This is a genomic window from Aliiglaciecola sp. SL4, from assembly GCF_041538045.1.
In the GTDB taxonomy this organism is placed as follows: Bacteria; Pseudomonadota; Gammaproteobacteria; order Enterobacterales; family Alteromonadaceae; genus Aliiglaciecola.
The window spans coordinates 134186-153588 of record NZ_JBGOSE010000003.1 but is presented as its reverse complement, the minus strand read 5'-3'; the positions used below and the strand labels follow the sequence as shown (position 1 = coordinate 153588).

General features: G+C 40.7%; 17 protein-coding genes and 1 tRNA gene. 12 read left to right on the top strand and 6 right to left on the bottom strand.

Annotated elements, in window-relative coordinates:
- The first annotated feature begins 61 nt into the window (after positions 1-61).
- Together purL and AB6T38_RS06070 are read left to right on the top strand one after the other, a co-directional pair.
- Positions 62-3967 carry a phosphoribosylformylglycinamidine synthase gene (gene purL, locus AB6T38_RS06075; RefSeq protein ID WP_372546455.1) on the top strand — a complete coding sequence of 1302 codons (3906 nt, stop codon included), beginning with the start codon at positions 62-64 and terminating at the stop codon, positions 3965-3967.
- A 260-nt stretch (positions 3968-4227) separates the two neighbouring features.
- A complete protein-coding gene (locus AB6T38_RS06070) occupies positions 4228-4362 on the top strand; it encodes a hypothetical protein (protein WP_372546454.1) in 135 nt (44 codons plus the stop codon).
- A gap of 59 nt (positions 4363-4421) precedes the next feature.
- Here the strand turns inward: AB6T38_RS06070 and smrA are convergent, their stop codons facing one another.
- Positions 4422-5006, bottom strand: coding sequence for a DNA endonuclease SmrA (gene smrA, locus AB6T38_RS06065; protein ID WP_372546453.1), 585 nt, complete (start codon positions 5004-5006; stop codon positions 4422-4424).
- A 116-nt stretch (positions 5007-5122) separates the two neighbouring features.
- Here smrA and AB6T38_RS06060 point away from each other — a divergent pair, with 116 nt between their 5' ends.
- The 3 genes from AB6T38_RS06060 to AB6T38_RS06050 all read left to right on the top strand — a co-directional run bounded on the left by AB6T38_RS06060 (position 5123) and on the right by AB6T38_RS06050 (position 10100).
- On the top strand, positions 5123-7006 hold the full coding sequence (locus AB6T38_RS06060; RefSeq protein ID WP_372546452.1) for a M1 family metallopeptidase: 1884 nt from the start codon (positions 5123-5125) through the stop codon (positions 7004-7006).
- 421 nt (positions 7007-7427) lie between these two features.
- A complete protein-coding gene (locus AB6T38_RS06055; protein ID WP_372546451.1) occupies positions 7428-9254 on the top strand; it encodes a cation:proton antiporter in 1827 nt (608 codons plus the stop codon).
- Between the two features lie 396 nt (positions 9255-9650).
- Positions 9651-10100: a response regulator gene (locus tag AB6T38_RS06050; protein WP_372546450.1), complete on the top strand. Its 450-nt coding sequence runs from the start codon at positions 9651-9653 to the stop codon at positions 10098-10100.
- Positions 10101-10171: 71 nt separating this feature from the next.
- On the opposite strand, the gene AB6T38_RS06045 is transcribed toward AB6T38_RS06050, so the two are convergent.
- Positions 10172-10248 (bottom strand) — tRNA-Arg (locus AB6T38_RS06045).
- A gap of 165 nt (positions 10249-10413) precedes the next feature.
- Positions 10414-11592 (bottom strand): flagellar assembly protein T N-terminal domain-containing protein, encoded by a 1179-nt coding sequence (locus AB6T38_RS06040; RefSeq protein ID WP_372546449.1) that lies wholly within the window; start codon positions 11590-11592, stop codon positions 10414-10416.
- 391 nt (positions 11593-11983) lie between these two features.
- On the opposite strand from AB6T38_RS06040, the gene AB6T38_RS06035 reads away from it, so the two are divergent.
- A complete protein-coding gene (locus AB6T38_RS06035) occupies positions 11984-12448 on the top strand; it encodes an LPP20 family lipoprotein (protein ID WP_372546448.1) in 465 nt (154 codons plus the stop codon).
- A gap of 108 nt (positions 12449-12556) precedes the next feature.
- Here the strand turns inward: AB6T38_RS06035 and AB6T38_RS06030 are convergent, their stop codons facing one another.
- From AB6T38_RS06030 to flgA, 3 genes are all read right to left on the bottom strand, one after another.
- Positions 12557-12982 (bottom strand): flagella synthesis protein FlgN, encoded by a 426-nt coding sequence (locus tag AB6T38_RS06030; RefSeq protein ID WP_372546447.1) that lies wholly within the window; start codon positions 12980-12982, stop codon positions 12557-12559.
- 48 nt (positions 12983-13030) lie between these two features.
- Positions 13031-13363 carry a flagellar biosynthesis anti-sigma factor FlgM gene (gene flgM / locus AB6T38_RS06025; RefSeq protein ID WP_372546446.1) on the bottom strand — a complete coding sequence of 111 codons (333 nt, stop codon included), beginning with the start codon at positions 13361-13363 and terminating at the stop codon, positions 13031-13033.
- Between the two features lie 150 nt (positions 13364-13513).
- The gene (gene flgA, locus AB6T38_RS06020; RefSeq protein ID WP_372546445.1) at positions 13514-14245 is read right to left on the bottom strand and encodes a flagellar basal body P-ring formation chaperone FlgA; all 732 of its coding nucleotides are present in this window, start codon (positions 14243-14245) and stop codon (positions 13514-13516) included.
- Positions 14246-14415: 170 nt separating this feature from the next.
- Between flgA and AB6T38_RS06015 the strand changes: the two genes are divergently transcribed.
- From AB6T38_RS06015 to flgE, 6 genes are all read left to right on the top strand, one after another.
- Positions 14416-15342, top strand: coding sequence for a chemotaxis protein CheV (locus tag AB6T38_RS06015; protein WP_372546444.1), 927 nt, complete (start codon positions 14416-14418; stop codon positions 15340-15342).
- Positions 15343-15370: 28 nt separating this feature from the next.
- Positions 15371-16207, top strand: a complete 837-nt coding sequence (locus AB6T38_RS06010) for a protein-glutamate O-methyltransferase CheR (RefSeq protein ID WP_372546443.1) — start codon at positions 15371-15373, stop codon at positions 16205-16207.
- 104 nt (positions 16208-16311) lie between these two features.
- Positions 16312-16716, top strand: coding sequence for a flagellar basal body rod protein FlgB (flgB, locus tag AB6T38_RS06005; protein WP_372546441.1), 405 nt, complete (start codon positions 16312-16314; stop codon positions 16714-16716).
- Complete coding sequence (flgC, locus tag AB6T38_RS06000) at positions 16713-17135, top strand: flagellar basal body rod protein FlgC (protein ID WP_348490979.1); 423 nt, start codon at positions 16713-16715, stop codon at positions 17133-17135. Before flgB ends, flgC begins: the two co-directional genes overlap by 4 nt.
- A gap of 26 nt (positions 17136-17161) precedes the next feature.
- Complete coding sequence (locus AB6T38_RS05995) at positions 17162-17848, top strand: flagellar hook assembly protein FlgD (protein WP_372546440.1); 687 nt, start codon at positions 17162-17164, stop codon at positions 17846-17848.
- A gap of 39 nt (positions 17849-17887) precedes the next feature.
- Complete coding sequence (gene flgE / locus AB6T38_RS05990; protein WP_372546439.1) at positions 17888-19270, top strand: flagellar hook protein FlgE; 1383 nt, start codon at positions 17888-17890, stop codon at positions 19268-19270.
- Positions 19271-19403 lie beyond the last annotated feature (133 nt).

The window sequence follows — 19403 nt, the reverse complement described above, 5'->3', positions numbered from 1 at the left end:
TAAAAATCGTGAGCTTAGCCAGACTAAATGGTCAAGTTCCAGTAACTTTGGTAATAGCCCTATGCTCGTCCTTCGTGGTGCTCCTGCGTTATCTGATTTTCGTGTTGAAAAATTACTTCAACGTTTTACTTCTGCTCAACTTCCCATTACTGAAATTTACGCTGAATATGTACATTTTGCGCAAATTGAATCGGAAATAACCTCGCAGCAGAATCAAGTGTTATCTCAATTACTTACTTACGGCCCGGCAATTCCAGCTCATGAGCCAGAAGGTGAGCTGATTTTGGTAGTACCAAGACCAGGAACTATTTCACCTTGGTCCTCTAAAGCAACTGATATTGCGCATAATTGTGGATTAAGCGAGGTGAAACGAATAGAGCGAGGCTGTGCATATTATTTAAAATTTGCTGCACAGCTAAGTCAATCTCAACATGCCGAGTTACAACAAATCTTACATGATCGTATGACCGAAGCGGTAATGTCTGATTTTGATCAGGTAAAAACGTTGTTCGTGGAAGAGTCTCCCAAGCCATACAGCAGTGTGGATGTGATTAAAGGTGGAAGAGAAGCCTTAAGTGTTGCCAATGTAGAAATGGGGTTGGCGCTAGCAGATGATGAAATTGATTATTTGGTGGAAAATTTCCAGCGTTTAGGTCGCAATCCAAACGATATTGAACTGTACATGTTTGCCCAAGCCAACTCAGAGCATTGCCGACATAAAATTTTCAATGCCGATTGGACAATTGATGGTGCTGAACAGCCTAAGTCATTGTTCAAAATGATTAAAAATACCTTTGAGTTAAATCCAGATTATGTGCATTCGGCTTATAGTGACAACGCCGCTGTAATGGAGGGGTGGAAAGCCGGTCGTTTCTTCCCTAACCCAGAATCCCATGAATACGAATATCATCATGAAAATATCGATATTTTGATGAAGGTAGAAACCCACAATCACCCAACCGCTATCTCTCCTTTTTCTGGTGCGGCAACAGGTTCTGGTGGTGAGATCCGTGATGAAGGTGCTACCGGCAGAGGCTCAAAGCCTAAAGCTGGGCTGGTGGGTTTTAGTGTTTCAAATCTTAATATTCCAGGCTATGCGTTGCCTTGGGAAACCGCCTACGGTAAACCAGAGCGAATTGTTAATGCGCTAGAAATTATGCAACAAGGTCCATTAGGTGGAGCGGCATTTAATAACGAATTTGGTCGCCCTAATATTCTCGGCTATTTCCGTACCTATGAGCAACAGGTGAATAGCTTTAATGGCATGGAAGTTCGTGGTTACCATAAACCTATTATGTTGGCTGGTGGACTTGGAAATATTCGTCAATCTCATACCCAAAAGGGTGAGATTACCGTAGGTGCTAAGTTAATTGCTTTAGGTGGACCAGCAATGAACATCGGATTAGGCGGCGGCGCTGCGTCGTCAATGACATCCGGTGAGTCTAATGAAGATTTAGATTTTGCTTCTGTGCAACGGGGTAATCCAGAAATGGAAAGACGTTGTCAGGAAGTGATAGATCGCTGTTGGCAGTTGGGTGACGACAATCCCATTCAGTTTATTCATGATGTGGGCGCGGGTGGATTATCAAATGCCTTCCCTGAACTTGTTAATGATGGCGGCCGTGGTGGTAAATTTGAGCTTAGAAATGTGCCTAATGACGAGCCAGGCATGGCCCCCCATGAAATTTGGTGTAACGAATCTCAAGAACGTTATGTGTTATCTGTAGCGCCAGATAAGTTGCCCCTATTTGAATCTATTTGTCGCCGTGAAAGAGCGCCTTTTGCAGTTGTTGGTGAAGCCACTGAAGAACCACATTTAGCATTACACGACGAACACTTTAACGACCTACCTATAGATCTACCCCTTGATGTGTTGTTAGGTAAACCACCCAAAATGCATCGCGACGTGGCATCTAAAACCTCAGTTGGCGATGATTTTAAGGCTGACTCTGTCGACATTAACGAAGCGGCAGAACGTCTTTTACGTTTACCTACAGTGGCAGAAAAAACCTTTTTGATCACCATTGGTGATCGTAGTGTTACCGGTTTAGTTAATCGCGACCAAATGGTAGGTCCGTGGCAAATACCAGTGGCCGATGTTGCTGTTACCGCATCATCCTTCGATAGTTACCAAGGTGAAGCTATGGCTGTGGGTGAACGCACTCCTATTGCTTTATTGAATCACGGCGCTTCGGCGCGCATGGCTGTTGGCGAGTCCTTAACCAATATTGCCGCGGCAGATATAGGTTCATTAAATCGTATCAAATTGTCGGCTAACTGGATGGCAGCAGCAGGACACCCAGGTGAAGATGCCGGTTTGTACGAAGCGGTTAAAGCTGTAGGTGAAGAGCTTTGTCCAGTACTCGGCTTGACCATACCCGTCGGTAAAGATTCCATGTCGATGAAATCCCAATGGCAAGAAGAGCAAGCCGAAGGACAGCAAGATAAATCGGTAACCTCACCGTTATCGTTAATTATTACCGCATTTGGTGCGGTCAAAGATATTCGTAATACCTTGACGCCGCAGTTACGCAGCGACAAAGGTGAATCGGTTTTATTATGTCTAGATTTGGGTGAAGGACGTAATCGCATTGGCGGTTCTTGTTTAGCTCAGGTATACAGCCAGTTGGGTAGTCAAGCCCCAGATGTTTCAAAGCCTACGTTACTCAAAGGTTTTTTTGAGGCTATACAATCTTTAGTTCATCAGAATTTACTATTGGCTTATCACGACAGGTCTGATGGTGGTTTATTCACCACATTAGTTGAAATGGCTTTTGCTGGACACACAGGTATCGATGTTGAATTAGATAGCCTGAACGGCAATGCACAGTCTGTATTGTTCAACGAAGAACTAGGTGCAGTGGTTCAGGTGACGAAAGCCGACTTGGAGAAAGTGAACCAAGTGCTTAGTCAGCATGGACTTACAGAGGTGACCCATCAGATCGGCACGCTCAACCAATCAGATAGAATTGAAATTAGTCATCAACAACAGAAGGTCATTTCTCAAGAGCGCGGCTACTATCGTTTAATTTGGGCTGAAACCACAGATAAAATGCAGCGTTTACGGGATAACCCTGAATGTGTTGACCAAGAATGGGCAGCCAAAGGTAATCCACAAGATCCAGGTTTGCATTGTGAATTGAGTTACGACATTAATGAAGATGTTGCTGCTCCATATATTTCCAAAGGGCTTAAGCCACAAATCGCGATTTTACGTGAGCAAGGAGTTAATTCACAAAACGAAATGGCTGCAGCGTTTAATCGAGCCGGCTTTAATGCCATCGATGTGCATATGAGTGATATTATCGGTCAGAACCTCGCGTTAGATCAGTTTGCCGGATTAGTTGCCTGTGGCGGTTTCTCCTACGGTGATGTGTTAGGTGCAGGTGAGGGCTGGGCTAAGTCCATTCTGTTTAATAACTATGCCCGTGATCAATTTGAACAATTTTTCCATCGTGACGACACCTTTAGTTTAGGGGTTTGTAACGGTTGCCAAATGCTTTCAAACTTAAAGTCACTGATACCAGGTGCCGATTTATGGCCACACTTTGTGACTAACCAATCGGAACGTTTTGAAGCACGGGTTTCCATGTTAGAAGTGCAAGAAAGTAAATCTATTTTCTTTGCTGGCATGCAAGGATCACGTTTACCCATAGCGGTATCCCATGGTGAGGGAAGGGCGGAGTTCAAACATACTGGTCATCTTAGACAAGTTCAAAATAATCAGCATGTTGCACTGAAATATGTGGATAACTGGGGCAATGTTACTCAGCAGTATCCAGCTAACCCGAATGGTTCACCAGACGGCATTTCAGGGCTTACCTCCAGCGATGGTCGCGCCACTATTATGATGCCGCATCCTGAGCGGGTATTTAGAGCGGTGGCAAACTCTTGGCAAGCAGATGACTGGCAGGAAGATGGTCCTTGGATGAGAATGTTTAGAAATGCACGGGTGTTTGCGGGTTAATTACCCAAAAGCTGGCTGATAAATAATCTTAAAAAGTTGAAAATAAAAGCGCCTAATTTTTTGGGCGCTTTTTTTGTTTATGATGATGGTTCGTTAGATCCTTGATTTAATTAAATAAACCCTTGTCAATTAGAAAAAACGGGTTTAGACTAAAGTCTATTCTAGGTATAGTTATCAGAGATGATCTTTTTACCAAATGGACTTTACATAAACTTACCGACAACAATTACAATTATTAAAATAATAATAAGAGAAATAAAATGAATCGTTCGTCAAAAGGGTTTGGTTTAACTGGTGTTTTTGCCACCGTACTTTTCCTTGTAGTTTTAGCTGTAGTAAGCACCCCCGCAAGTTCACAAACTATTTCTGCTGAAATTAAACATTCACAAATCTAAAATTTATACAAAAGCCTTTTGTAAGGGCGTTTGCACAAAATTTTGGCGCGACAATCTTGTTATTTTTTACGATGTAATTCTCGATTAGTAACTTTGTCTGTTTCACTCTTTTTCAGGAGCACATACACGGATGCTGAACCGCCATGGTATTTTTGCGCGGTATGGAATGCTAAAACCTGTGGCATTTGTTGCAACCACTTATACACGTAACTTTTTAAAAACGCTGGAAACGGTTGGCTGTTCAAGCCTATTCCGTGTTTAATCAATAATGTTCGAATTCCTTTTTGCTGAGATTGGATGATGCTCTCAAACAATGTTTGTCGCGCTTGTTCAAATTTGTACTGCTGTAAATTCAGCACCGAATCGATTTTATATTTTCCCAAACGTAAATTTTTGAATACACCTTCCTGCACACCAGGCTTTTTGTAAACAAGGTGATCATAGGGATCCAGAGGCTCTACGTGCTCGGTGCTTAAATAATTCTGGGCTAAATTTAAATCTCGTTGCAATGCCTCGCGTTTCAAGCTTTGAGCGAGGGTTGGCTTTGCTTTTAAGGATACGACTTTATCTTGCTTAGGCAGTGGTTTGACATCTTGCATAGCATCCATAAACGTCGAAATTTCTTCGTTATTTTGTCTAGACATCTCAACCCCTTTTGAAAAATATGCGTTTAGTTAACCTGCAGATAATTTGCGGCCTTTGATTTCGGTTCTAACTCGTTTTATGTCACAATTAGCGAAAAATTTCACTAGGAAAATATATGATAAGTATTCGCTATCTTGCGTTTTTATGGCTAACCACATTGCTGGCCTGTTCTAACCCAGAACAACCTTCTGAAACCAAAGTACAACAAACACCAAAACAAACGCAAATAGACAATGCTAAAGATTATCATTCTTTTGCTAATCCCGACGTTGTGAAAGTGTCACATATCGATTTAGACCTAACCGCTGACTTTGACAAACATCAGCTAATTGGTACGGCAACCCTGACCTATCAAAAAATCGATGAGCAAGGGAAAACCTTGATTTTGGATACCCGCGGTTTAAGCATTTTAGAGGTGACGGCAGGCAATACGCCAGTTGATTTTGAACTGCAAGAAGAAGATGCAAACTTAGGGTCCGCTTTGTATATTAGCTTGCCAGCACAAGGCAATCAGGTAACTATTCGTTATCACACTGCAGAAGATGCCTCTGGCGCGCAGTGGTTAACACCAGAACAAACAGCCGGTAAACAATATCCGTTTTTGTTCACCCAAGCCCAAGCTGTGCATGCTCGTAGCTTTATTCCACTGCAAGATTCACCACAGGTGAGAGTGACTTATACCGCAACCATTCGTACCCCTAAAGAGCTACTTGCGGTGATGAGTGCTGCCAATGACCCAGACACTGAGCGTGATGGTGTATATGAATTTAATATGCCTCAACCCATTCCTTCTTATTTGATAGCGTTGGCCATTGGTGATCTGCACTTTAAGGCTATGGGGGAACGTACTGGAGTTTACGCTGAGCCATCTATTCTGGATGCGGCCGCCAAAGAGTTTGAAGATACTGAAAGTATGTTAGAAGCAACAGAGAAGACTTATGGTCCGTACAGTTGGGATCGTTATGACTTATTGATTTTACCACCATCATTTCCATTTGGTGGAATGGAAAATCCGCGCCTTTCATTCATAACTCCAACGGTTATTGCTGGAGACAAGAGTTTAGTTTCACTGATTGCCCATGAATTGGCTCACAGTTGGTCTGGTAACACAGTGACAAACGCTACTTGGCGTGACCTGTGGTTAAATGAAGGTTTCACTACCTATTTAACCTATCGCATTATGGAAATGATCTACGGCACTGACCGCTACAATATGGAAGCGGTATTGGGATACCAAGATTTACAAGCTGATATTGCCTCGTTACCCGATAACGATGAAATTTTGGCGATTGATTTGCGTGGACGTAATCCCGACGATGTATTTTCAAATATCCCGTATGAAAAGGGCGCATTATTTCTTCGTGAGATAGAGCAAAAAATAGGTCGTGATAACTTTGATCAATTTCTACTTGAGTATTTCAACCATTTTGCCTTCAAAAGCATCACAACTGATCAATTTATTAGCTACCTTGATAAAACGTTATTGACGACCTATGCAGATGTACTAGACAAAGAAAGGGTTCATCAATGGATTTTCGAACCTGGAATTCCTGATGGCGCACCTGTACCTGAATCAGATGCATTTAGTAAGGTTGATAACGCTCGCAATGCTTGGTTAGCAGGAAGTGTAACAGCAGAGCAGGTGGATACCCAAGGTTGGACTGTCCATCAATGGTTGTATTTCTTAAACAATATGCCAGATGATCTAAGTGAAAAACAATTAGATGAGCTGGACACTGCGTTTCAACTCACAGCCAGTAAGAACAATGAAATTGCTCATAGCTGGTTATTAATCGCGGTAAAAAATGAATATAAACCTGCTTACGACAGACTCTATAGTTACTTGGTTGGAATAGGTCGTAATAAATTAGTGAAACCACTTTACAAAGAGTTGGCGAAAACACCAGAAGGTAAAGCTTTTGCAAAACGTGCTTTTGACGAGGCGAAACCTGGTTATCATCCACTTACCGTACATGTTAACGAAAAGTTTGTGGAATAACAGAGTTTACGATTAAACTTTCAATTAGAAAGGGAGCTTAACCAGCTCCCTTTTTTGATCCCTTTAAAGGGGGGAGGTACCGCAATTTGCTCATAGTTTAAAAGAGCAGATTAAAAAGGTTATTTTAAATGAGGTGTTTTTCCAATGTACTTAGCCGTCAAGTTTTGCAAGGTAATTTGTAATTAGAATTCACGGATGTGTGTAAACTTTTTTACCTGAGTTGACGTAACTAAAATGCCGACAAGTTTGATTGTATCGAAGCTTAGTAACCTGTATAAAAGTGAATTACTGCCTATGTGAAAGCTGTTGAATAATGTAAAACAGGGTTTAGTCTCCATTTATGATTCAATTACTCAATACTGCTTTTTCATGCAGTAGCGAAAACTATTGAAAACTGTAACTAACAAATTAAGGAATGTATTTGATTGATATTACTGCTGGATTAGTTTTGGTTGGATTATTATCCATCTTTTGTCAATATTTTGCCTATCGCATAAAATTACCTGCAATCTTACCGCTTCTTCTCGTGGGTATTATTGTTGGTCCTGCGACCGGTATCATAAATGCTGACCAAATATTTGGTGACTTGTTATTTCCCGTAGTGTCACTTTCTGTCGCAATTATTCTGTTCGAAGGGGCTTTAACACTTCGCTTTGAAGATTTACGTGGTCATGGTTCCATGGTTCGTAATTTGTGTACATCAGGGGCTATTTTGACTTGGTGTTTAGTCGCTGTGATCACTCACCTTGTGTTAGATATGTCTTGGGAAATGGCCTTTTTGTTTGGTGCCATTGTGACGGTGACCGGGCCAACGGTAATTGTCCCCATGCTTCGCACCGTGCGGCCAAGCAACAAATTGGCTAACATTCTTAGATGGGAAGGTATCATTATTGATCCTATAGGCGCATTGTTAGCTGTATTGGTTTATGAATATATAATTTCTACGCAAGATGCATTAAGTCACACTTTGTGGGCATTTAGTCTCACAGTGAGTATCGGCTTGGGCGTTGGCGCAATTATGGGGTATTTACTCGGCCTCGCCCTGCGACGAAATATTATTCCTCATTATTTGCGCAACACCGCAGTGTTAACCTTAATGTTAGGCGCATTTGCCGGTTCGAATATGATAGCTCATGAGTCAGGCTTGCTTACTGTCACAATTATGGGCATGTGGCTGGCAAATATGCGAGATGTGGATGTTGATGACATTTTAGAGTTTAAAGAAACCTTAAGTGTATTATTGATCTCTGGTTTATTCATTTTATTAGCCTCTCGAATTCAGTTGGATTCACTGTTACATGTCGGCTGGGGAGCAATTATTGTTTTATTGGCGATTATGTTTATCGTCAGACCCATTTCGGTTATGGTTTCGTCCCTAAAAACAGGCCTTAACTGGCGAGAACAAGCGTTTTTGAGTTGGGTAGCACCAAGGGGCATAGTCGCAGCTGCAGTATCTGCATTATTTTCATTGAAGTTAGAAGCCCTTGATTATGCACAAATAGAAATATTGGTACCCCTGGTCTTTTTAGTGATTATTTCTACCGTAGTGGTGCAAAGTCTTACTGCAGTTCATGTAGCTCAATGGCTCGGAATTCGTGCTCCTAAACCAAATGGTTATCTGATATTTGGTGGTGGTGCGTTTTGCCGGATGTTTGCCAAAGAGTTAATGGACAACGATATAAATGTTTGTGTGGCTGACACTAACTGGGATGCCATCCGCTCCGCTAGAATGGAAAACATTCCCACTTACTTCGGCAATCCAATGTCAGAACATGCATCACGAACATTAGATTTATCCCTATTTGGTCGAGTGCTGGTGATGTCACCTTATCGCCAACTCAATCCCATGGTGACATTTCATTTTGAAGATGAGTTGGGTAAAGGTACAGTTTTAGGTTTGAGCAATAATGAACAACAGCAAAGACCTAGCCATCAAATATCTGAATCCTACGCAAAAAAACTGGGATTATTCGATGATGGGATCACCTATGGAAAGCTCGCAAGTTGGGTGGCAAAAGGGGCTAAAATTAAAACCACTCAATTAACCGAGAGTTTTTCAATGGACGATTATTTACAAGAATATGAAGGGAATGTGTTAGTGCTATGTGCATTTGATAGTCATAATAAACTGCGAATGCTGACTAACAAAAAGTCTGTTGATCCCAAAGCTGGGTGGCGAATAATGAGTTTAGTCATTCCAAAGGAAACGGATTCTGAATTAGTCACTAAATCTAACGAAGATAAATAACCTAGATGGAGTGGTCATTAAACAATTATGACGTTTAAATTAAGTGGCTAACCGAGACTCCGCAGGTTGTTATTGAGGTTTAAATTTGCCTGTTTAAGGTTGTGGTAACGCGCTTAAACAGGCTCTAAGACTACTATCTATAGTTGTTACTTCAACTGAGTCGCAAGGCTATCTTCAAGTTTTGTGTCTTAGTTGGGGCGTATGTGTCTTAGCAAATGCAACTGCCTTAAAAAAGGACAGGGTGCGCTAGATTCACGTCGGTAATTATTAACAACCCAGTCTTTTATATCCTCTATATGCTGGTGGGTTTTATCGTTATTAACCAACACTAGCTTGTGGTATATTCACGGTGAAAAACTATTATAAAGACCTTAGTCAAGGAACCGGGTTTCAATCATGAATGATATGAGTTTAGTTACTAAAAATCTTCGGGCGGTTAATCATATTCTAGTCGCTGAAGATGACTTAGATGATCAAGAATTGATCCGTGATGCCCTAACTGAAAATAAACTGGCAATGGAAAAAATTAAGTTCGCTCAAGATGGCGAAGAGCTTATTTCTTTACTTAACAGCGCTGAAGTTTTACCAAGTTTGATACTGCTAGATTTAAATATGCCTCGTAAATCAGGAAGAGAGGCTTTGGAAGAGATTAAACGAGACCCGAAACTCAAACATATTCCAGTGATAATATTTACTACTTCGGATTCAGAAATCGACATCAAAGAGTGTTATTTTCTAGGCAGCAATGCGTATTTAACCAAACCAAACAACTACTTCGATTTGGTGGTACTAATGAAAGACCTTATTAATTTCTGGTTCTGCCAAGCGCAAATTATCGTCGATTAACCCCGCTTTTTAAGCTTCAATAAAAACCTTCAAGTAAGGTTAAAGCCCACAATTGTAATGTCCTAGTTCTATGGCGTCTCCTAGAGGATTCGAACCTCTGGCCTACCCCTTAGGAGGGGGTCGCTCTATCCAGCTGAGCTAAGGAGACATTTGTGAAATTTTAAAGGGGCCAAGACTATACTAAAAGAGCCTGTGTAAAAACAAGTATGAAGGCTTCAGTTTTTAAGGATAAATTGATTTACGCAATATCAAATAACCCTTTCTAATTTCACCGCGAGCCTTTCATTGCCGTACATCCAACCTCAAGTACAACTTAGAGTTTTGAAACAAAATCATTGGCTTGAATATTCGCTAATAAACTTCCGTCTTTTGAGACCGCAACTGCTGAGTCAGGGGAAACACTAACAATTTTAACTGGGGTTGGGTGTAGGTTGAACTGAGTAAAGGTTTTTCCTTGTGGATCAAGTATCTGTTGTAACTGAAAAAGTGTGAACTCATCACCTTTGAGGATGCCTTGATTGCTACCAACATCCAAAGTGAGTTGTTCGCCACTGACTTGAATAATACGTCCGTAGGTAGGGGCACAGGCGAGCTTTTCATCGACATTGATGGCAATATCCTGCATAACCGCTGATACTGCTGTTCCAAACGGGCTTTGCCACAACTGGTTGCTGTTGATGTCTACACTTTGGTGAGTATCAAAATCCCATGGTGCGGCGGCGTTATAGGATTTCTGCCACATCAATGAGCCTGTATAGCCGTCTAAAAGGGTGACTTGGTAACTAAAGTTTCTAGATGGTAAATCGTTACTCCATAGCTGCCACTTAGGTGTTTTAGGGTTAGTTACACTGATGTCTTTAACCGTGGCGGTTAATACATATTGAGCGTTTGACTGCTTTGCCAACGTCATCGCATCATTTATCAAGGTAATAGGCTGCTGAGCATAATAGAAAGGTAGAATAGTTTGAATGCTCGACTGCTGCGCGAAGTCTTCGAAATTTTGTTGCAGTATTTCTGGTAAAATAGTACCAATCTCAAAAATATTGCCGGTAGTTGCTTGCTCTCTATTGTTGATGGGATGCCAAGTAGTGACAATGCTTTTAGGGTATTCTGATGATTGACATACATTCTTATTGGCAAATATATCTGCCCGCAAAGACACAGTAAGGTAGCCGTCCCTCAACACTTCATCTATGAGCTCAATACTATTTACTTCACCGCTGGCGCGAATGGTTAAGTCATCATTTTGCAAAACCCCGTTTGCCATCTTTTGTACGCTGTGAACTGATGCCCCAGCAAATAACAAAACTTGTTTAATTGCATCTTGGGTCGCATTTTGCCGCGCCAACTCTATATTGCCGTTTCTTATTGCCGCTTGGCCGCTAGACTCGAACCAGGCAGCCGAGGATAAACCAGAGAATAGTACTGAGGATAATACACAAAAGAATGTGATTAACTTAACAGAGAAAAGTTGACGATGTGCTGATTTCATTCACAAATTATCCAATAAGAACTTAAAATTAAAACGCTTAGCAGGTGATACCTTGCTTAGTCATTACTAAACTATGAACTCTCAATAGTCATGGCAATTTGCAGTATCTTTATGCTTCACTACGCGTTTATGTACCCTTAATTATGCATCTTTTGTACCTATTTTGTTAAGCTGCCTAGTCAGAATCTCGGCTATATTGGACTTCAATTATTATTCTTTTTATTTGATTGTAAATTTGTGTTCTAAAGGAACAAAAATTGCTACAAAAGATATCAGAGAGCAGAGAATAAAGAATTGAGAATGAACTTGATAACGGTATTTATTGAGTTTGAATACTAGCCATGAAGCGATTTAGCTAAAAAGTATAGTTAAATAATTACTGAGAAAAGATATGAAATTACTTTATACCATTGTAGTTGTAGGGTGCATGCTCGGAGTCGTAGGATGTCAAAACCTTATCGATAAGCAGGTAGAGTGGGAGACCATCGAACCAGAGACGTATCCTGTGATCCGTTCCATTGGGTACGCACCAATAGACGCTCAACGTGGAAGTGATAGATCAGCTAAAGTCCTAATGGCGGTTAAAGCATCGAAACTGGATGCGTATCGCGAATTGACCGAACAAGTGTATGGACAAAAAATTGACGGTGAGCAGTCATTAGCTAATTTAGTGCTTACAGATACACAATTGATGGCCAGTGTCCAAGGTGTTATTCGCGGTGCCCGAGTCGTTAAAAGTTATCCCATTGGAAATGACTCATACGCCACTGAATTGGAACTCGATTTTAGTTTAGTGCATGATTTATATTTGAGTACGGCTAAACCGAAGCAAGTCAAAAAAGTCCGCTACTATTGAGCTTAACCCTCTGTGAGCTCATTCAAAGGATAAACTAACCCAATCAGGTTAGTTTCATTTGGTTGGATAAATTAAGGGCTGTCGTCTTAGCTAATTCAAAGAAAGAATTTAAGCCGTTACACTCTTGCCAGATGAGCCGCCTTTGGGTTTGCCGCTTTTGTCGTATGTCATTGTTTCTTTTGCACGGGACTCTAATAATAAGCTGCGCAGATGTTGTAGACGCAACTGACCTTGTTCTACCGCTTTTTGATTGATCTCTGTTCTGAATTTGCATTGAGATAAAGACTGATTAATTTTATCAAACAAATCTTTAATCTCTTGTTCAGTTGCCCAATCAGGATGTTTTTCAACTTGTTGTTCGATGGTTTTGTCGGTAACGGCAATGGCTTCTAATAATGCAGATTTGTCATTAATCACTGAGGTTAACGATTCAGCATCTCTGGTGCCGATCAAATGAAGTTCAGACTCAAGTAACACTGTCAGTGAGTCAAGTTGTTGTTTTTGCTTTTCTAGGAGGGTAATTAGGTTATTCATTTAGCTTTACTTTTATTGTGAGAAGCTAAACCAATCTGGCATTAAATTCTAATCTTTAATGCCAAATACTTGAGCTTCGAGTTTGCTAATTTTTTGCGCTAAAACATCAGGATTAACGCGATACTCACCATTCTGGATGGCTTTTTTCAATTTGTCGACCTTTTCCTGATTAACCGGAGTGTCAGTTGATTTTTTTTGCACTTGGCTAAGCTGCTGTGCAGATTGGGTCAAGGATACAGAATCCTGCCTTGGAACTGCCACAGACTTTGATTGTTGCGCTGCAGATTGTGCAGTCGCTTGATTCTGAGATTGTTGTTGATTCAACCTCTGATTCTCAAGTTGTGGCTTTTGATTTCCACTGTTTACATTGTTAATTGCCATAATGACCTCGAATACCTAATTTTCCTCACTTATCTTATCGGCCGTAACTTTACGATCTTTAGTGAAATTTGGAAATAAACTAAATATTTTTCAGATAAGTTCAAACAGTCGCTATTACGCTGTAATTATCGACAGTTTACGCTAAATATATTATATCTGCACAACTACTTGATGGGTATTTATAACCTGTGCATGTACGACTCTTTTCGATTTACTGTTCTTGACTGCAATGGTATCGCCCAAATTGCCATCTTGTTGAGCAATTCCCTTGGTTTTTATACTGACTCCACCGGTATTAGCAGTAATCAGAATACTATCTCCTTTGCACACAAAACACAGTTGACCGGGAACCACGGGTTGACCAGGACGACTACGCTTCTTCATACGTGCCCCTACAACCGTATTTATATGGGAAAAAGTGCTGGTGCGTATAAGGTTTTTATCTAACATTACAACTCTGACATCATCTTCATTTAAAACCGTACCGGGGCTGACCGAGGTTGTAAGTACGACCACAGGCTGAACACGTGTAGCTTTTACCATCATATAAAGGTACCAGTTGGTTTCTTCACAACTAGCTCTAACTGTTATATTACTTTGCGCCAAAGCTTCTTTACTTGCAGAAATGGTGAATGGCACAGGGCAGTGAGGGATGACGATTCGCTTATCCAAGGGCATTGCTTTTATGGTTAAATTATCATCACTTACTTGTGTATATTGTTTCAACTCAGTTTTTACGTAATTTTCCACCGCATTACTTAGTTGTTGTTTGGATGTATCAATATCACTAGACTGTGTAGCAAATGCATTATCCAGAGCCAAAGTAACAATGAAAATAACACTAAGTAATTTAGTCGTTGTATGTTTTGTCGATATTTTCATGTTCAGTTGCCACCGTTTTGTCTATGCTTATTAATTCATTAAGCAAACAAAGATAAGCGTCAAAATTCAGTCACAAAAAACTGTTTTGGCGCTACTATTAGTCAAACTTGCTTTTTCTGATAGGGATAACGCAACAATTGTGCCTATTTTAAACTTTATTGGGGTGGTATATGTCGGGAATTCTTGACTCAGTTAATCAACGCACGCAAATAGTTGGTCAAAACCGGCTTGAGTTATTATTATTCAGGTTAAACCGTAGACAACGATTTGGCATTAATGTGTTCAAAGTTCGTGAGGTACTGCAATGCCCGCAATTAACGTCAATACCCAGACAAAACCCACTTATTAGAGGTGTGGCTCATGTTCGAGGTCAAACAATATCCGTGATTGATCTAAGCATGGCAACCGGTGGTAAAAAAATAGAAAATATCAATAGTGCCTTTATTATTATTGCCGAATACAATCGTTCTGTGCAGGGTTTTTTAGTGGGTTCCGTTGAACGTATTATTAATACCAATTGGGACGCTATTATGCCTCCTCCCCAAGGCACCGGAAAAGCCAGCTATTTGACGGCTGTAACCGAAGTTGATGATGAGCTTATTGAAATTCTTGACGTCGAAAAAATTCTTAATGAAATATCACCTTTAAAAACTGAAGTGAGTGAAGGTTTAGCTGCCGGTTTAAATATGTCGGATTCTCCTGCAAATGATAAAATCATTTTTGTTGCAGATGATTCAGCGGTAGCGAGGAGTCAAGTTAAAAAAGCGCTTACGGCATTGGGTTTGAATATTGAAGTGGCTAAAAACGGACTTGAAGCCCTTAATCGACTAAAAGAAATTGCAGCTGAAACCGGCGATGTTACCGATAAAGTAGGGGTATTAGTGTCTGATATAGAAATGCCTGAAATGGATGGCTATACCCTAACAGCAGAGATTAAACACACTCCGGAACTGAGTAAACTTAAAGTCGTTTTGCATACATCCTTAAGCGGTGTTTTTAATCAAGCAATGGTACAAAAGGTGGGGGCAGATGATTTTATCGCTAAATTCCACCCCGATGAATTAGCTTCTGCTGTAAAAAAGTGGTTTAACAAATAAAGCGTTACTATACGACGGAAGTTAATATTTGAAATTAGATCAATTAACGCCTTATGAGCTTTCAGAGTTTGCTCATTTTTTAGAGCGTCAGTGCGGTATTGTATTAAATGAGCAAAAAGACTATCTGGTTTATAGTCGTCTTGGTCCATTAGTTCGTCAGGAAAACCTAACGAGTATTTCTGAACTCCTTAATATCATCTATAAAAGCCATTCCAGCAAAATGCGTGAAAAGGTGGTTGATGCAATGACTACTAACGAAACCTTATGGTTTCGTGACAAGTACCCCTTTGAAATTCTAAACCAAACATTGCTAAGCCAGTTTGCTAATGCTAACCGCAAAGTAAGAATTTGGAGCGCAGCCTGTTCTTCTGGGCAAGAGCCCTATTCCATAGCGATGTGCATTCATGAATACAAAAGGAAACACCCAAGGGCGTTTCCTTTTGGAGTGGAGATAGTTGCTACAGACATATCAACCCAAATGCTCGAAAGAGCTAAAACAGGTAAGTTTGATAGTATTTCAATTAGTAGAGGGTTAGCTGAAGAGCGTAAAAATCGGTTTTTTAAGGCAGCAGACAAAAACCATATGCAATTGAATAAAGAGATTGTTTCTATGGTGAACTTCCGACCTCAGAACCTGTTAAACAGCTATTCTGCCTTGGGACGTTTTGACGTGGTTTTCTGTCGAAATGTGCTGATTTATTTTTCGTTAGACAATAAGCGGAAAATACTGCAACAAATTGCCGCTTGCCTGCAAAACGATGGAGCTTTATTTCTTGGAGCATCAGAATCCATAGCAGGTTTAAACCAATTGTTTAGCTTGGAACGTAATAATCCAGGTATCTTCTATATTAAAAAAAGCATTTAATACAACATCTTGCGTTTTCTTTCCCGTCACTTACGATTCTAGGTAATTGTCTTGGCATAGCCCTTGCAAAATTTTTCTCAAGCGAGTTTTAAGTTGAGAACAGTATGGCAATTAGTCTTGATAAATTAACCGGGTTTCATAGCCGAGCAATGCAGGTTAGAACCGATTCCATGGAAGTAATTTCAGGTAACTTAGCAAACGCTAATACTCCTGGTTACAAAGCGCGTGGCGTTGATTTTCAAAAGGCCATGCAATCGGCCAATCAAGATCGTCAGCAAAATATGACTCGTACTCACGAAAAGCATTTTGAAGGGGCGATGCAATCTCAAGCAAGTATTGAGTTTCGAGTTCCATTGCAGCCCGATACCGGCGACGGTAATACCGTAGAAGTACAAGCTGAACGTAATGCTTTTTTGGAAAACGGGATGCGATATCAAGCAAGTATACAATTTTTGAATGGCAAGATTAAAGGTATGAAGAAAGCATTAGCTGGAGGGCAAGGCGGATGAGTTTATTTAGGGTTATGGACATTGCTAGCACTGGCATGAGTGCAGAAAGTGTACGGTTAAATACAACTGCCAGTAATATTGCCAACGCAAATAGCGTTAGCAGTAGTTATGACGCTACTTACAAGGCTCGCCATCCAGTTTTCGCAGCTGAGATGCAACGAGCGACAGAAGCACAGTCACAAGGCTCAGGCGTGCAAGTACTTGGCATAGTTGAAAGTCAAAAACCACTACAGATTGAATACAGCCCAGGCCATCCAATGGCAGACAGCAATGGCTATATTTATAAGCCAAATGTGAATGTGGTTGAGGAAATGGCAGACATGATGTCAGCATCAAAATCGTATGAAACCAATGTTCAGTTGGCAGACACTACAAAACGTATATTTAGACGTGTGTTGCAACTTGGTCAGGGTCAATAAATCACTGATTTAGTGAGGAAATTAACGTGGAAATATCAAAAACAACAGGATTAGACGCTAACCTGTATGTACAAGAAGAAACCGTGCCAATTGATGATGGCAGTAATGAAAGGTTAAGTCAGGAAGACTTTTTCTCTCTACTAACCGAGCAGTTGGCGAATCAAGATCCCACTAAACCTGTGGACAATGATCAGATGGTGTCGCAAATGACTAGCTTCAGTATTTCTGAAGGAATAGATTCATTGAATACAAAATTTACTGAGTTTGCTTCTAGCATGTCCTCAAACCAAGCGCTGCAAGCATCAAGCCTTATAGGCCAAGATGTTTTATTGCAAGGGAATGTAGGGCACTTGAGTGATACCAGTACCGGGGTGACGGGCGTGGTGATTACCGATCAAACTACTCAAGATTTACAAATTACCATTGAGTCTGCATCCGGTGAGTTGATTAAAACTATAGATGCGGGTACGCAGTCAGCTGGAAATATTGAGTTTACATGGGATGGTAAAGATGCAAACGGCAATGATTTGCCAGCTGGCAATTATGCAGTTTATGCACAAGGTACGCAAAACGGGGAATCAATAACTTTACCCACCGCAGTCAACAGACATGTGGATAGCGTCAGCTTTGCAAGTAACAATCAAGGTGTCATTTTAAATTTGGATGGCGAAACAAGTGTCAATTTGAGTGATGTCATTCAAATCGGTGGTTAATTAAAAATGTTAGCCCTTTAGTTTAGGAGAGAATAAACGATGTCTTTTAACATAGCATTAAGCGGTGTTTCAGCTGCTCAGAAAGATCTAGATGTCACTGCAAATAACATTGCAAACGTAAATACTGTCGGTTTTAAAGAATCTCGTGCCGAATTCGGTGACGTTTATGCTTCGTCGCTATTGGCAGCCGGTAATACAAAAGTGGGCGACGGTGTCTTAACCCAAGATGTTGCTCAGCAATTTTCTCAAGGTAGTCTTCAGTTTACCAATACTGCACTGGACCTGGCGATTACTGGAAATGGTTTTTTTGCCACTACTCCTGAAATAACCTCTCGTGATTTTTCATTTACTCGAGCAGGGCAATTCAAGCTTGATCAAGATAACTTTGTGGTTAATTCCAACGGTGATAACTTAATGGGTTTCCCGGTCAACGCTGACGGTACCTCTTCATCTGTGGCGTTGAGTACAACTATTCCAGTGAGAATTCCAGACTCTTCAGGCTCACCACAACAAACCACCGAAGTTTCACCTCGCTTTAATTTACCAGCAGGTGATGATGCTAAAGATATAACACTTTTTGATCCTGATGATCCACTTACCTATAACGCAGCTACATCTATTACCGTTTATGATTCTCTTGGTGATAGTCATGTGATGACGTATTATTTTATGAAAGACTCTGCAGCAACCAATGAATGGGTAGTAGTTAATTATGTTGATGATACTGCTATTGATACCGCAGGTGACACTGAAAACGTAGCTGGTACAGATCCTAATAACATTGCAGGTTCAGTTTCCTTAGGAGCTGATGCGGTTTCTGGGTTTAGAATGCAGTTTAGTAGCGGCGGTGATTTTATTGGTATTCAAAATGGTGATGGTACCCCTGTTGCCACCGGCGATGTGACGACTGTTCAGTTAGGTAACCCGCCGTTGATAAACGGTTCTGATGCAACTCAGACGATTACAACCAACTTCGCACTTGAAGTTGGTAGCGCAACGGCAGATGAACCGACTCAGTTTGCGTCTTCTTTTGAAGTAACTTCATTAGAACAAGATGGACTTGCAGTTGGTCGACTTACCGGAATTGATATCGGTCCAGATGGATTGGTTCGTGCTACTTTCTCAAATGGTACCTCAGAACCTGTTGTTCGTGTTGCCTTAGCTCGTTTTGCTAACGAACAAGGATTAACGCAACAAAGTAGTACCCAATGGAAAGAGAGTATTTTATCTGGAGAAGCCCTTGCTGGTGAAGCCACTACAGGTACCTTTGGAGATGTGAATTCTTCAGCACTTGAACAAGCTAACGTGAATTTAACCACGGAGTTGATTGATATGATTATTGCTCAACGTAACTTCCAAGCTAACTCACGGGCCCTTGAGGTAAATAACCAACTTAACCAAACTATCTTGAATATCCGATAAGTTGGTTTGAGTTATACAATACCGCTCCAATAAGAGCGGTATTTTTTTGTTTATTTTCAACTAGATATTCACTAACTATTTACATCTTAGAAATCAATCTCGTTTAATTCCTATTTTTCGTTCCGATGGCATC

Bases quoted from the DNA above. Each gene is read 5' to 3' on its own strand.
- flgA (WP_372546445.1), bottom strand. From the start codon at position 14,245: ATGAAAATATCGACAAAACATACAACGACTAAATTACTTAGTGTTATT.
- AB6T38_RS06030 (WP_372546447.1), bottom strand. From the start codon at position 12,982: ATGAATAACCTAATTACCCTCCTAGAAAAGCAAAAACAACAACTTGAC.
- AB6T38_RS06035 (WP_372546448.1), top strand. From the start codon at position 11,984: ATGAAATTACTTTATACCATTGTAGTTGTAGGGTGCATGCTCGGAGTC.
- purL (WP_372546455.1), top strand. From the start codon at position 62: ATGCTCGTCCTTCGTGGTGCTCCTGCGTTATCTGATTTTCGTGTTGAA.
- AB6T38_RS06060 (WP_372546452.1), top strand. From the start codon at position 5,123: ATGATAAGTATTCGCTATCTTGCGTTTTTATGGCTAACCACATTGCTG.
- AB6T38_RS06070 (WP_372546454.1), top strand. From the start codon at position 4,228: ATGAATCGTTCGTCAAAAGGGTTTGGTTTAACTGGTGTTTTTGCCACC.
- AB6T38_RS06040 (WP_372546449.1), bottom strand. From the start codon at position 11,592: ATGAAATCAGCACATCGTCAACTTTTCTCTGTTAAGTTAATCACATTC.
- flgM (WP_372546446.1), bottom strand. From the start codon at position 13,363: ATGGCAATTAACAATGTAAACAGTGGAAATCAAAAGCCACAACTTGAG.
- smrA (WP_372546453.1), bottom strand. From the start codon at position 5,006: ATGTCTAGACAAAATAACGAAGAAATTTCGACGTTTATGGATGCTATG.
- flgC (WP_348490979.1), top strand. From the start codon at position 16,713: ATGAGTTTATTTAGGGTTATGGACATTGCTAGCACTGGCATGAGTGCA.
- flgB (WP_372546441.1), top strand. From the start codon at position 16,312: ATGGCAATTAGTCTTGATAAATTAACCGGGTTTCATAGCCGAGCAATG.
- AB6T38_RS06050 (WP_372546450.1), top strand. From the start codon at position 9,651: ATGAATGATATGAGTTTAGTTACTAAAAATCTTCGGGCGGTTAATCAT.
- flgE (WP_372546439.1), top strand. From the start codon at position 17,888: ATGTCTTTTAACATAGCATTAAGCGGTGTTTCAGCTGCTCAGAAAGAT.
- AB6T38_RS06015 (WP_372546444.1), top strand. From the start codon at position 14,416: ATGTCGGGAATTCTTGACTCAGTTAATCAACGCACGCAAATAGTTGGT.